General features: G+C 64.8%; 14 protein-coding genes. 1 reads left to right on the top strand and 13 read right to left on the bottom strand.

Annotated features, from left to right (window positions below):
- Complete coding sequence (gene hemA / locus FIV02_RS14255) at positions 1 to 1,233, bottom strand: 5-aminolevulinate synthase (RefSeq protein WP_152488984.1); 1,233 nt, start codon at positions 1,231 to 1,233, stop codon at positions 1 to 3.
- A gap of 157 nt (positions 1,234 to 1,390) precedes the next feature.
- On the opposite strand from hemA, the gene FIV02_RS14250 reads away from it, so the two are divergent.
- Entirely contained in the window at positions 1,391 to 2,245 is an 855-nt protein-coding gene (locus FIV02_RS14250; RefSeq protein WP_152488983.1) for a helix-turn-helix transcriptional regulator, read from the top strand.
- A gap of 11 nt (positions 2,246 to 2,256) precedes the next feature.
- Here the strand turns inward: FIV02_RS14250 and FIV02_RS14245 are convergent, their stop codons facing one another.
- The 12 genes from FIV02_RS14245 to FIV02_RS14190 form a co-directional block, all read right to left on the bottom strand.
- The gene (locus FIV02_RS14245) at positions 2,257 to 4,206 is read right to left on the bottom strand and encodes a relaxase/mobilization nuclease and DUF3363 domain-containing protein (RefSeq protein WP_152488982.1); all 1,950 of its coding nucleotides are present in this window, start codon (positions 4,204 to 4,206) and stop codon (positions 2,257 to 2,259) included.
- A 352-nt stretch (positions 4,207 to 4,558) separates the two neighbouring features.
- A complete protein-coding gene (locus FIV02_RS14240) occupies positions 4,559 to 5,086 on the bottom strand; it encodes a S26 family signal peptidase (protein WP_152488981.1) in 528 nt (175 codons plus the stop codon).
- Positions 5,083 to 5,325: a hypothetical protein gene (locus tag FIV02_RS14235; protein WP_152488980.1), complete on the bottom strand. Its 243-nt coding sequence runs from the start codon at positions 5,323 to 5,325 to the stop codon at positions 5,083 to 5,085. Before FIV02_RS14235 ends, FIV02_RS14240 begins: the two co-directional genes overlap by 4 nt.
- Positions 5,322 to 5,960: a ParA family partition ATPase gene (gene parA / locus FIV02_RS14230; protein WP_047588137.1), complete on the bottom strand. Its 639-nt coding sequence runs from the start codon at positions 5,958 to 5,960 to the stop codon at positions 5,322 to 5,324. Before parA ends, FIV02_RS14235 begins: the two co-directional genes overlap by 4 nt.
- A 244-nt stretch (positions 5,961 to 6,204) precedes the next feature.
- Positions 6,205 to 7,032 (bottom strand): replication initiator protein A, encoded by an 828-nt coding sequence (locus FIV02_RS14225; protein ID WP_047588140.1) that lies wholly within the window; start codon positions 7,030 to 7,032, stop codon positions 6,205 to 6,207.
- 11 nt (positions 7,033 to 7,043) lie between these two features.
- Complete coding sequence (locus tag FIV02_RS14220) at positions 7,044 to 7,415, bottom strand: AlpA family transcriptional regulator (RefSeq protein ID WP_047588142.1); 372 nt, start codon at positions 7,413 to 7,415, stop codon at positions 7,044 to 7,046.
- 505 nt (positions 7,416 to 7,920) lie between these two features.
- On the bottom strand, positions 7,921 to 8,433 hold the full coding sequence (locus tag FIV02_RS14215; RefSeq protein WP_152488979.1) for an antirestriction protein ArdA: 513 nt from the start codon (positions 8,431 to 8,433) through the stop codon (positions 7,921 to 7,923).
- Between the two features lie 286 nt (positions 8,434 to 8,719).
- The gene (locus FIV02_RS14210) at positions 8,720 to 9,121 is read right to left on the bottom strand and encodes a putative zinc-binding protein (protein WP_047588146.1); all 402 of its coding nucleotides are present in this window, start codon (positions 9,119 to 9,121) and stop codon (positions 8,720 to 8,722) included.
- Positions 9,122 to 9,143: 22 nt separating this feature from the next.
- Positions 9,144 to 9,821: a Crp/Fnr family transcriptional regulator gene (locus FIV02_RS14205; RefSeq protein WP_047588149.1), complete on the bottom strand. Its 678-nt coding sequence runs from the start codon at positions 9,819 to 9,821 to the stop codon at positions 9,144 to 9,146.
- Between the two features lie 82 nt (positions 9,822 to 9,903).
- Entirely contained in the window at positions 9,904 to 10,629 is a 726-nt protein-coding gene (locus FIV02_RS14200) for a hypothetical protein (protein WP_047588151.1), read from the bottom strand.
- Positions 10,630 to 10,949: 320 nt separating this feature from the next.
- Complete coding sequence (gene narL / locus FIV02_RS14195; RefSeq protein ID WP_047588152.1) at positions 10,950 to 11,585, bottom strand: two-component system response regulator NarL; 636 nt, start codon at positions 11,583 to 11,585, stop codon at positions 10,950 to 10,952.
- Positions 11,582 to 13,384 (bottom strand): HAMP domain-containing protein, encoded by a 1,803-nt coding sequence (locus FIV02_RS14190; RefSeq protein ID WP_152488978.1) that lies wholly within the window; start codon positions 13,382 to 13,384, stop codon positions 11,582 to 11,584. Before FIV02_RS14190 ends, narL begins: the two co-directional genes overlap by 4 nt.
- Positions 13,385 to 13,400 lie beyond the last annotated feature (16 nt).

Raw genomic sequence — 13,400 nt, 5'->3', positions numbered from 1 at the left:
TCAGGCCACCTCCGCGCCGAAGGCCTGGGACGCCAGTGGAATGGCGAAGTGCTCGAAGGTCTCGCGCAGCGACACCGCCAGGTGCTCGATCTGCGCGCCGCTGTGGTTCGGCGTGGCGTTGACGCGGAAGCGCTCGGTGCCCACCGGCACCGACGGATAGTTGATCGGCTGCAGGTATACGCCGTGGGTATGCAGCAGGCGTTCGGCCGCGGCCTTGCAGTGCTTCGCCTCTCCGACCAGGACCGGCAGCACATGGGTCTGCGAGCAGGGCATGAGCGGCACGTCGTAATGCTTGAGGCGTTCGCGCAGCTTGGCCGTCTGGGCATGCAGGCGATCACGCTCGACGCTGGTGGCCTTGAGGTGCTCGACGCTGGCCAGGCAACCAGCGGTGATCGCCGGCGGCAGCGAGGTGGTGAAGATGAAGCCGGTGGCGAAGGAGCGCACCGCATCGACGATCACCTGGGTCGAGGCGATGTAGCCGCCAATCACGCCGATGGCCTTGGCCATGGTGCCCTGGATGATGTCCACCTGGTCGGCCACACCAAGCTCGGCGGCGATGCCGGCGCCGCGCGGGCCGTACATGCCCACCGCGTGTACCTCGTCGAGGTAGGTGAGAGCGTTGTAGCGCCTGGCGACCGAGACGATCTCTGCGATGGGCGCGATGTCGCCGTCCATCGAGTAGACCGACTCGAACACCACGATCTTCGGCTGGCCCAGCGGATAGCTGGCGAGGATCTGCTCCAGGTGCCCGACATCGTTGTGGCGGAAGATCTGGCGCTCGTTCGGTGTCGAGCGGATGCCGTTGACGATGGAGGCGTGGTTCAGCTCGTCGCTGATCACCACGCAATCGGGAATGCGGCGCAACAGGCACTGGATGGTGGCGTCGTTGGAGCCGAAGCCGGTGGGGAACACCAGCGCCGCTTCCTTGCCGTGCCAGTCGGCCAGGCTGGCCTCCAGGCGTCTATACACCTCGTGCGAGCCGCCGATGTTGCGCGAGCCACCGGAGCCGGCACCGTAGGTCTCCAGCGCATCGTGCATCTGCTCGCGCACGGCTGGGTGCTGGGACATCCCGAGGTAGTCGTTGCTGCACCAGACCACCACCGGTTCCTGCTCGCGGCCGTCCAGCTTGGCCAGCGGGTACTGGCCACAGATGCGGCTGAGGGTGGTGAAGGTGCGGTACTGGTTGGAGGACTTCAATGTCTCCAGTTGTTCCCGAAGAAGTGCTTGGTACATCCGTTTATCTCCTTAGCGAGTCGATGACACGTCTCTGTGTGATTCCTCATCAAGCAAGAGCCCTGGCTCGGGCATTCGCGGCCAGGTTGGAGGTATTCTTCTTTGGTTTTATAGGGGTTACAATTTGACTGTTTAAACTAGTACTAGAGGTAACCGGATGAGCGCGCCCCGCACAGTCGAACGCAGCCGGGTAGAGCTGGCCGAATTCCTGCGTAGTCGCCGCGAACGAATCTCACCGGAGGAGGTGGGGTTGCCCGCCGGCAGCCGGCGGCGCACGCCAGGGCTGCGTAGGGAGGAGGTGGCCACGTTGGCCGGGGTGGGTCTGTCCTGGTACACCTGGCTGGAGCAAGGGCGGGACATCAGTGTGTCCGCGACCTTCCTCGACAACCTCTCGCGAGCGCTCAAGCTGGACGCCACCGAGCGCCGCCACCTGTTCCTGCTGGCTCACCAGCGCCTGCCGCCAGAGCCGGGTCGTACCTGGTGCGTGGTACCGCCCTTGATCCACCGGTTGATGGGCGACCTGCCCTTGAGCCCGGCCTACGTGCTCAACCTGCGTTGGGACGTGCTGGCCTGGAACGCCGCGGCGGATCGGGTATTCGGCTTCTCCGCGCTGCCGACGGATCGCCGCAACCTGCTGTGGATGCTGTTCACCAGCCCGGCCATGCGTGAGTTGTTCAACCCCTGGGAGGAACAGGCGCTGCAGATCCTCTCCAGCTTCCGCCGCGACTTCGTGCGGGCGACCCAGGACCCGGATATCGTCGCGTTGGTGAAGGACCTGGAGAAGGTTTCGCCCGACTTCAAGGCCTGGTGGCGGCAGCAGGACATCCATGGTCCCTGCCAGGGTATTCGCGACATGCGGATCGAGGCGGTCGGTCAGGTGGTGTTCGAGCACACCACCCTGACCATCGACGAGGATCGCCACCTGCGCCTGGTCTACTACGCGGCGAAGGAGGGCAGGCCGCAAAGTCGATCGTTCGAGCAGTGGCTGCAGCAGGAACCGGCGCTAATGTAGGCGCCAGTCGCTCAACCAATCGACGGCCCACGCTGGCGCCCCAGCTGCCAGGAGGCGCTGCTGCCCTGTACCACGGCTGACAGGCTCTGCCCGAGATTCTGCTCGATCACCGGCTTCCAGGGCACCAGGCTGAAGCCGATACCATCGTCGAGCAGGGCAAAACGGCCGCTGGCCAGTTGCACGCTGCGCCGGTAGACCCCGCTGACCCGTTCGCCGTCAGTCGCCGGCCGGTACTGCATGCCCGTCTGCGCCGAGATCTCACGCGCCGCTGCCGCCAGCTCCCGCCCACGCAGGGTGGTCAGCAGGTTGCGTGCGAGCACGACGCGCTGGCCCTGGCGTTCGGCCAGGCCCTGCTCCACCAGGAAGTCCGCGCGTTGTCTCAGCGCGTCGCGTACCTCTCTGCCGAAGCCCTTGTCGGCCAGATCCCGGCTGCCGCCAATCAACTGCTGATCCAGCCAGGTCGCGCCGATGGCGCGAACCTGCCGCTCGACGGGCAGCGGTGTGCGCAGCTCGACGGCGACATCGCCCTGGCGGCGGGCGTCATGCTGTCGGCCTCGTTCGGGCAGGTCGGCGGGTACGCGCCAGACACCGTCGGCAAGCCGCTCGACGATGCCGGCCCGGCGCAGGGCTTCCAGGCGCCGCACATGGCGCTCGACCAGAGCCTCGGGGGCGTGTCCTCTGGCGGCCTGCGAGCTGGCCAGGGCGAGGTGATGGTCAGTGCGATAAAGGCCATCCGCAGCCAGCGAAGCAATCGAGCGATCCACTGCGCGAGGCTCGTTCAGGCTTCGTGTTTCCACTACGGCGCCGATAGGGTAGTCGGCCAGTTCCGTGCGGGCCGGCAGGGCCAGGTAGTGGGCCTTGCCGTCGAGGCCGTCGACCACTAGGTAGCCGCGGTTGTGCAGCTCATCCGCCAGCCCCTTGGCCACCACCCGGCCGACCACGTTGGGATTGCTGCCGCCTGGCTCGAACACCGCCAGATCCCGTTGCGTGCCGCCCATGGCGCGCTGCATCGTGCGCACGATATCGCCGCGCTCCCCCATGGTCCGTAGGGTCGCCTCGACGTCGTCGTGTATCACCCATTGTCCGGGCTGACCCTCGTGCGCTAGGCCCAGCCTCTGCAGGTGCTGCAGCCGGCCGATCAGCAACTGCCGGCGCGGATGATCGGCGAGGGTTTTCAGGCGCAGCACGCCGGCCTGGCGTTCGCGCAGCAGGGTGCGATCCAGGCTGGTCCAGCGTTCCTGCTGCACCTCGCGTTGCAGGCCGCGCTGGATCTCCAGTTCGGTGCGCGGGCCCAGCCACTCGGTGGCCAGTTCCGTGGCGCGATTGCGCATGCCCTCGGCGATGTAGTCGCGGGCGATCACCAGGTCCTTGCCGGTATCGTCCTTGCCGCGGAGGAGGATGTGGGTGTGCGGGTTGTCGGTGTTCCAGTGATCGACCGCCACCCAGTCGAGACGGGTGCCGAGGTCGGCCTCCATCCGGTTCATCAGGTGGCGGGTGTAGGTGCGCAGGTCGTCGAGTTGCTCGGCATCCTCGGGCGAGACGATAAAGCGGAACTGGTGCCGGTCCTCCCGGCCGCTCGCCTCGAAGGCCTCCACGTCGGCCTGGTCGGTGAGCGGGCCGTAGGCCTTGCCGGGATCGCCCTCGCGACTCACGCCGTCGCGCTCGATATAGCGCAGGTGGCTGAGCGTCGAGCGCTTACCGGCCTGGCGCAGGTTCACCAGGCGCGTCTTGATGGTGACGCGGCGGGCGTTGGACGGCAGTTGCTGCGTACTGAAACGGGCGGCGACATGCCCGCGGCCGAGGCGGGCACCAGGTTGGTGGCCCGCCTTGCGCGGCTTGCCGGTACCGGCCTTGTTGGTCTGGCGCAGCACCTGGTTGACGAAGGTCTGGCCGCGTTGCTGCGGCTTGCCCGGCTGCGGACGGAAGCGTTGCTCGGTGTCCTGATTGCGGTCCTTGCTCATCCTTATTGGATTCTCCAGGCTGATCGCAGTGGGGCGTGCCAGGCACGCGTTTGGTCCAGTGCTGCCGCAGGGAAAGCGCCATCCCCGGCACCTGATGAAACTGGCGCTGTGCCGCCTCCAACCTCCGTGCAGACTGCTTTCCAGGGCGACGAAGTGCCGCCCCCTTTTATCTTGCCCTCCGCTTTTTCCGTGCCTTTGCGCTCTTGGGATGGGTAATCAGGGGAGGCGGGACTGCGATTTCCAAAGCTCCTGGCTGGCAGGCGAGGGCAGAGGTATCTGCAGCCAGGCGGCCCGCGACCGCGCACGTCGAGTGCATGCAGTCGGCATGCGGGCCGACAGGGAAACGGCCAGCTCATCGACGCGACTCCAGCCACAAGGGCTGCGCCCGACCAATCACCGCGTCGGCAGACACCGGGCCGAAGTAGCGGCTGTCGAACGACGCCGGGTTGCTGCTGCTGAGCAGGAACAGCTCATTGCCAACCAGGCGCTGACAGGCCTGCCAGGTTGGCAGCGCGCGGCCCTGTCGATCCCACCTCAAGCGCCTGGCAACAACGACGCCATCGATAAGCACCTGGCTGTCCACCACGCACACCCGCTGTGGCGTCATCGCCGCCACGGTTTTCAGCAACGGCACGTCCGCCGGCAGGTAGCCGCGCTGCGCCGCCAGCGACCTCACCTCCGGCGGTAGGTGAACCAGCACCAGGTCGCCAGGCGCCCACGAGTTGACCGGCGAAATGCGGTACCAGCCAACGGGCACGCTGTCGGACGCGTTGTAGACCAGCCGTGGTGGCGACGTCGCAATTGCTGCCCAACCCAGGGCAAACAAACTGCCGGCGAGCAGCGCCAATGGCCACCGCACGCCGCGAGCACCTAACGTCATGACGTGGCCTCCGGAAACTGTCGCTCCAGCACTGCGCGCAGCATTTCCGCCATGGTCACGCCGCGGTCGAAGGCCGCCAGCTTGATGCGCGTGCGCAGTGCTGGCGTGACGTCCAATGTCAGGCGGGCGCTATAGCGCTCGACCTTGCCGTTGTCGATTCCAGCGCCTTGGCGTATCCAGGCTTCGGCCTGCAGATCGGCAAGCGGGCGTGCACCGATACCGATGCGCTTGCCGCTCATGGCGACCACCTCAGCAGCTCATCGACCAGGCTGCTGACCTCGCACGCGGCGGTGCTGTCCGGTGCCAGTTCGCGGGCCAGGCGACCGGCTGCCACGCTTTCGGCGAAGACGATGCGCTGGCGTACCTCGGCCTGCAGCGCCGGCAGCGGTTGGTCGGCCAAGGCCCCGCGCGCTTCCCGGCCAATCACCGTGGTACTGACGCGGCGGTTGATAGCGAACGCCGCGCGCAGCGTCGGCCTGAACACCTGCGCCTCGCGGATCAGGTTGACCATCTCAGCGCTGGCCCACAGGTCGTAGGGGCTGGGCTGTACCGGGATCAATACGCGATCCGCCGCCAGCAACGCCGAGCGGGCGAGGGCGGCAATACGCGGTGGCCCGTCGATGATCACGTGATCGGCGCGACGAGCCAGCTCCGGGGCTTCCTGGTGCAGTGTCTCGCGCGCCAGGCCGACAGCACTGAACAATCTCGGCAAACCTTGCTGGCTGCGCCGTTGCGTCCAGTCCAGCGCCGAGCCCTGTGGGTCGGCATCGAGTAGGATGACGTTCTGCCCGCGTAGGGCCAACTCGCCAGCGATATGGGTGGCCAGGGTGGTCTTGCCGACTCCGCCTTTCTGGTTGAGCAGGGCGACGATCATGGCCAGATCTCCCCGACCAAACTGCCCCGTTCAGCACCTGTCCACACAGCGGCGCTGCCCCAATAACAAGTTAGAGCTTTTAAGTTAGTTAAGTTAAAGGGAGCTGAAAGGCCCGCCAGTCGTAGCCTGCAGAGGAGTTCGTGCGCCTGATAGCACGATGGTGATGCGCCTGATAGCACGAGCCCGGTTGCGCCTGATAGCACGACTGCATTCACAGCTTGTCCGCAAGTTATCCCCGTGCCGTCTACGGCACGCGCCGGAAGGCGAGCAACTCGGTCGATGGGGGCAGGTGAACGACCTCCAGGTGATACCCCGGAAGTGGTTGTCGGGCCACCAGAGCACGCACATCCAAAGCAAAGTCCGAATAGCGCGCCGAGCTGCCCGATTTTCGGTACAGATGGCGAAAGTCGAACTGCCAGCCGTCCTCCTGCTTGCCGCCGTGCTTGCGCACTAGGCGATACAGCCAGCGCTCGATGCCGCCGGTGAGACGGAAGTAGGCCGGGTCGATGGTCAGCACCAGGGCCTGATCCAGCACCCCGCTGTAGAACCAGTCCGGCAGGATCAGCTCGATGCCCAGTGGCCGGCCATCCACCGCGGCCAGTTCCTTCCACTCGTTGATCCAGGAGAAACGATGCAGGCGCCGGCCGGTGGTCTCGCGGATCGAGGTGGCCACGCTGGTCGACTGTAGCCGGTCCAGCGCCGCCTTCAGGCGCTGGTAGTCGCGCAGCGAGGTGCCACGGCCGATGAAGCGCAGGATCTGGAAAGGCGTTGCACGCATCAGGCGCGAAGTGGGGATGCCCGCATCGCGCGCCTCGACAAGCTGGCTGGCCGCCCAGATCAGGATGTCGGCATCCCAGATTGTGGCGATACCATGCTCCAGCGTGCCCTCCACACGCACCGTCACCTCGCCCGAGCGAAAGTCGATCGGCACGGTGCGCCGTGACTTGGCTAGCGAGAAGAACGGATGCGCCATCAGATCCTGGGCGTCGCGTGGCGCCATATTCCCCGGCAGGGCGCGGAACAGATCCAGTTGCTCGCTCTGCGAAGTCAAATCGAGATGCCGACAATTCATAGCCGAAGGTTTCACTGATCATCACGCTGCGCTCCCGGGTGGCGGTCGATGTACTCAGGATCGAAGGTGGTCTCGAAGCTGCGCTCACCGGCCCAGGACTCGAGATCGGCGAGCGCGTACATCACCCGCCGGCCAAACTTGTGAAAGCGCGGCCCGCCGCCGATCACCCGCTGCTTTTCCAGCGTGCGCGGCGACAGCCGCAGGAAGGCCGCGGCTTCGTTGTTGGTGAGGTAGCGAGGGGCAGGGCAGGCCTGTGGTGCTTGGGCCTCGCCAGCGCCCTCAACGGGCCGCATGGCATGTGCTGTTGGCCCAGCCTTGCGGTGCAGCGGGGCATCGAGATCGATGCGACGCAGCTGACGTGAAAGATTGGTTGAGTGCGACATGGTGTGTCCTCCGTTGACGTGGGAGGTGCACCGTGCGGCAGCCGTCGCGCTCGATCATGTCGGGTTGGGTCTGGGCGAATGCGCAGGCAGGAGGGAGGAGGATTGATACCGGGAAGGTCTGGACGCTGACCGTGTACGCTCATTTACGCGCATCACCGGCCACGGTGCTCAAGCACGCCAAGCTCCGCGCGTGCAGCCTACGGATTTACGTGCCTACGACTTTCCACAAAACCGGAAAACCGCATCGGCAGATTTCCGTAAATCCGTAAAAGTGCAGATCCGCTTTCCCACAGATCCGTAAATCCGTGGATACGGATCGACGGATTTGGGCAAAATCGTAAGACCGTAACGGTCTCAATCAACTGGAGGCACAACGTGGTTATTCCAGGCTGATTGCCGGGGGCGTGCGCCCGTGCATCAACCTCGCGGGTGGGGCGCGCGGGTAGCCGGCAGGGCAGGGGCGCAAATAACAAGGCACCGGGTCGCCTCGGTGCCTTCCGCTGGTCTAGCGATTCCAGAACACGTGCACCTGCTCGAAGCCGGTCTCCAGAGTGAACACGTCGCCGCTGTATTCCATATCGCGGGCCATGGCGCGGTAATCGATATACATCGCCAGGTGGGTCGGAATGCTGCTGGTTTCCTCGGTCAGCTCCTGGGCGTAGTCGGCCAGCGAACTGTAGCAGCCGCAATAGTCTTCCTCGGCCGCCTTGCGCGCCTGCGCCAGGTCGTTGAAGTGAGCGAGTAGAGCGCCGCCGAACTCTGGGTACTCCTCAATGAAACACGCAATCTCATGGGCGTTCTCGAGTCCCTCGTACTCGCCGAGGCGGTAGCCGTCGAAGCCCTCAAAGTCGTGAATGGCGTATTCCTCCGCCCCCCCGACCGGCGAGGCCGCCAGCATGGCATCGACTTGCGCCTGGATGTCATCCAGCGTCAGGGTGGCATCGATCCAGACGCCATGCAGATGACCGGCGCTGTAGGCGGCCAGGTCGGCAACGTAGATCCTGATTTCTTCGCTCATGGCTTTCGCTCCTTCGTCTTCAGGGTTCTGCGCTTGCGCTGCGCATGAACCCCTGCCGACTAGGGCGACTAAGGCGGTCGTGAAAAAATCAGGAAAAATCGCGGAGGCTCCACCCAGCGCAGCGGCCGGGTGGAAACCGTCTATTTTTCTTGATTTTGAGGGGGCAAGAGCCCCTGCTTTGGAAGAAGCAAGGAAAGTTTCACCTCAGGTGCTGCCAGCATCTATCGTTTAGATTTTGGCGCCGCTAAGCTTCCTTCCAGCGCAGTATTGCTGGGGGCTCGGAGACTCACTCAACCAACTGCGGCCTCCGGAAACGCTTCTGCATACGTTCGCCGGCCAGTAGGTCGACCACTTCGAGGTAGATCTGTTCGACCGTCTCGCCGCTGAAATCCTCACCGTAGCGTTTCTTCAGGCCCTGTTCGCTGAGCACCAAGTGTTCGCTGGCGCGTACGCCATGCTGGTCGAGGCAGCCGCGTACGCATTGCAGGCGGCAGCCGTCGATGGCAAGGATCGGCCGACCGCTATTTGCCTTGCTGACTAGCGAGGCAACTCGTCCGCCGACTCCGGCAATGCAGGACATTTCCGCCAGACCAGCGCGATCAAGGCGCACCGCCAGAGTGTTGGCCAACTGCGCGACATTGGAGCAGCCGGAGCAGGAGTAGACCAGGGGTAGCTTGGGATCGCGCATTTGACCTCCTCGCGGGCTGCATTCAGTCGTGGTAGTTGGCCAATCGCGGCTGGTCGAGTACACGAATAACTCGCCGTTCCATGGCGATAAGGCCGTCGTCGATCAGGCGGTGCAGGATGCGCGAGAATGTTTCCGGTTGGATGCCCAACTGAGTGGCGATCAGGCGTTTGGGTGCGCTGAGCTGGATGATGCCATTGCGAGCCTCCTGTTCCTGGCACAGGTAGCGCGCCACGCGCCGACTGGCGTTGCCCAGGGCCAGGGTGTCGATCTCGTTGAGGCGCTGGTGCAGGCGTGCGCTCAGGTGGCCGAGCAGCTCTAGACAGGTCTTGGGCTGCTCCTCAAGAAGGTGCCGGTAGTGCCCTGCGTCAATGCTAATCAGGCTGCTCGGCTTGAGCGCGCTGGCTGTCACAGGATAGTAACGGGTGCCGCTGAACATCAACGCCTCAGCGAAGCTCTGCCCTGACGAGATCACCTCCACTAGCTTTTCTTGGCCTTCTGGCAGCACACGGGTCAGGGTAATACGTCCATCGAGCAGTAGGTAGAAACGGTCTGCCGCATCGCCTTGGTGGAAAAGTACGCCACCGACCTCCAAGCGTCTTCGGATGGCCAGGCAACAGATCTCCTGAAAGAGAGGCTGCGGCAGGCGGTCGAACAGGTAATGCTTGCGTAGTGCAGATTGGGTCGTGGAATCGGTAAGCATGGTCCACCTCCATGTCCTGCATGTTAGGTGGTCGCGCATGCGTGGCCCATTCCTCCGAGGCGTTACCTCCAAAGAGGCAGACTCAGGCGTGGAAGTCTTCCAGACGCTTTAAGCTGAACAGCAGGCTGGTGCTGATCTGATGCAGCCAGGGGGCGTCAGGCTCTCGGGATGAGCATTGATGCAACTGCTCGAGTTCGCGCAGCAACTGGTTTGCCTCGGTGTGGCAGGCGGCCAGCCGGTCGAGTTCGACCAGTGCCTGATGACAGTGTTCGTGGCAGGTTAGCAGTAGCGATGCTCGATCTAGGCGCAAGGACAGCGACTCGCTCAGTGCCAGTACGCACAGGGTACGTTGACTGTAGGCATAGATCCGGCCGCACTGCGTCAGCCACTTTGCAGTGGGCGAGTCACAGCCGGCGGCGAGTCGCTTGGCCACTTCTAGAGAACGCAGCATTAGTAGCTCGCCGACAGCGAGTGTCGCATGCCGCAATTCATCATCCTCGCTGGCGCCGAGCATCAGGGCGTAGCCCTGCGAGAGCCGGGCCAGGGTGTCGACGCGTTGCTGTTCGGCGCTCCCTTCCATGAGCGCTTGCAGGCGGCTGCAACACTTGTTGAGCTCGTCCAGGCAAGCCTGGCAATGACGCCGGGCCATGTCGTGATCGTCGAGCAGACAGTAGAGCAGGGCCTGCTGGCCTAGGAAGGCCTGCCGATTGGCGAGATGCAGGGCCTTAAAACGGCGCTGATTGGCGTTCAGCGGTGCCTCGAAAGTGGGCAGCCCGGGCAGTAGTAGGGTGCGCAGTAGGGATCTCAAGGCTTTCTCCGGAGTGGGTGCGGGGTGACCGTTCGGACGAGCCTGATTGTGTGGGTCATGAGTTGTCTCTATAGGTTGTGACGGTCCTACCCTAGTGCATACGGCGGATGGCCCCTTGACGGGAATCAAGTTCCGTTACGCAGTGACGGTGCGGTTCCTGACACAGCTCATGACCTTCTTGTCAGTTCCTAGGCTGAACGCTGGACTAGGGCATCTCAACCCACTGAGGTGGAGTTCGAGGCATTGAGTTACAGCGAGAGAACCGTTACCGAGGTGAGTTTCGGGAGGTGAGTCAATGCCAGCGTGCAGACAAGTTGTTGCTAGAGATTCTCCAGTGCCCATACGGCCGCCTCGACTCGCGAGCGCAGGCCGAGCTTGTGCAGCAGGTTCTTCACATGCACCTTGACCGTTCCCTCGGTGATACCGAGCTTATTGCCGATCATCTTGTTGCTCAGTCCGGCGGCTATCATTTTCAGCACCTGGCGTTCGCGCTCGGTCAGGTCCAGAGAGCTGGCACCCTGCGGGGTACGCAAGGCTTGGGCCAGCACGGTGGTCAGCGACGGGCTGATCACCAGGGTGCCGCGCAGTACTTCGCGCAGGCGGGCGATCAGGTGTTCGGGTTCCATGTCCTTGAGCAGGTAGCCGTCGGCGCCGAAGCGCATGGCGTCGCGCACGTCGTGCTCGGCGTCGGACACGGTGAACAGCAGGATCTTGCCGGCGAAGCCCTGCTCGCGCAGGCGCTTGAGCGTCTCCACGCCATTGAGCTGCGGCATGTTGTTGTCCAGCACCACCAGGTCGGGAGTCAGGCGCTGTACAAGCTCGCAGGCCTCGAGGCCGTTGTTGGCTTCGCCCACCACGGTCAGGTCGCCTTCCAGCTCGATCAGCTGGCGCAGGCCGCGACGCATCATCGGATGGTCGTCGACCAGCAGCAGGGTGTGGGGCAGGGTGGCGTTCATGAAAGAGCCTCGGGAGTCGGTTGACGCAGGAATTCCGGACAGAACAGCAGACGCACGCGGGTGCCCAGGGGCTCGCGGGGAGTCAATGCGAGGCTGCCGCCCAGGCTGCGGGCGCGCTCCTGCATGATGTTCAGGCCATGGTGGTGACGGCTGTCGTAAGCGGGATCGATGCCGATGCCGTCGTCTTCGACCAGCAGCTCGACATTCTCGCCGCACTGACGCAGGTGCACCCAGGCCTGGCTGGCCTGGGCATGGCGCGCGCAGTTGGAGAGCGCCTCGCGGGCGATCTGCAGCAGGTGGATCTGCTCGGTGGCCGACAGGGTGAAGGCCAGCGGTTCGGCGTGCAGCAGCACGCGCAGGTTGCCGCGCTCGGCGAACTCGCGGGCGGTGTCGTCGAGGGCCTGCTCGATGCCGCCGTCCTGGATCTGCAGGCGGAAGGTGGTGAGCAGTTCGCGCAACTGGCGATAGGCGCTGTTCAGACCCTCGCGCAGCTCGTCGCTGACCTGCAGCAGCACCTCGCTGCTTTCGCCGCGGCGGATCAGGGTCTGCAGGCGGCTGACCTGCAGTTTCATGTAGGACAGCGCCTGGGCCAGCGAATCATGCAGCTCGCGGGCGATGGTAGTGCGCTCGTCGAGCAGCAGCAGGCGGTTGTCCTGCTCGCGCTGGCGCTCCAGCGACAGCGACGTGCCGATCAGGTTGGCCAGCGCCTGGATCAACTCCTGCTCCCACTGGCGCGGGGTGTGGCCGTCCTCGTAGTGGGCGCACAGCTCGCCCAGGCTGTTGCCCTGCGAGCTGATGATGAAGTCCAGGCCGTTGGGCTGGGTATGGCGCTGGCAGCTGGCGCAGTCGCTGCGCGCGCAGATTTCCCGCGACTCGTTGCCGTGCAGGGCGATCAGGTGCTCCACCGGCGCCTGGGTATCGCCTTTCAGGCACAGGGTCAGGCGCAGGCCGGGCAGGCGCTGCTGGAAGCTGTCGATCAGCTCGTCCAGCTGCTCGGCGTTGGCCGGGCTGCTGGCGATGCTGCGGCTGCTCTGGTACAGCAGCTCCAGGGCGGCATTGCTCTGCGCCAGGTTCTGCGTCTTTTCCGCCACCCGCGATTCGAGGGTGCGGTGCGATTCCTCGATGGCGTCGGCCATGGCGTTGAAGCTCAACGCCATCTGCCCCAGTTCATCGATGGAACGGTACTCGATGCGCGCGTCGAGGTCGCCGGCACGGAAGCGCTCGGTGGCGCCGACCAGCTCCTGCAACGGGGTGATCACGCTGTTCTGCAGCTCGAACATGCCCACCAGCAGGATCACCACGGTCATCAGCAGGGCCGCGCCCTGGATGCTCTGCTGCCAGCTCTGGCGCTTCTCGCTCTGCTTCTGCAGCTGCATGACGAAGTTTTCCAGCTGGCCGACGAAGATCTCCGACTGTTGCTGGAAGGTAACCCGGTCGCCACGCTCCAGGGCTGGCAGCAGCTGCTCGCGCCACTGACGCTGGATGTTGGCGAAGGCATGGCCGACCGGATCGTCGGGCTCGTCGCCGATCATGTGCCTGAGCGAGTTGCTGTCCAGGCGCCGCTGCATGTCGTCGCGCAGGGCGGCGATGGTGGTGGCGTCGGCATTGGCTTCCAGGCGCCAGTTCAGGCGGTAGGTGGCCATGCGCAGCGAGCCGGCGGTGTTGATGGCGGCGGCGTCGTCCTCGCTGACCATGGCGATCAGCACGGCACTGATCGCGCTGCAGAAGGCCAGGGTGGCGATCAGTATCACCGCCAGCCCGGCGCGGGCCGGCAACGAGCCCTTGAACCAGTCCAGCATCGCGCTACCTCCAAAG

It is taken from the genome of Pseudomonas sp. THAF187a (assembly GCF_009363395.1).
In the GTDB taxonomy this organism is placed as follows: domain Bacteria; phylum Pseudomonadota; class Gammaproteobacteria; order Pseudomonadales; family Pseudomonadaceae; genus Aquipseudomonas; species Aquipseudomonas khazarica.
Note: the sequence above shows the minus strand (reverse complement) of the source record. Positions and strands in the feature narration are given on the sequence as shown.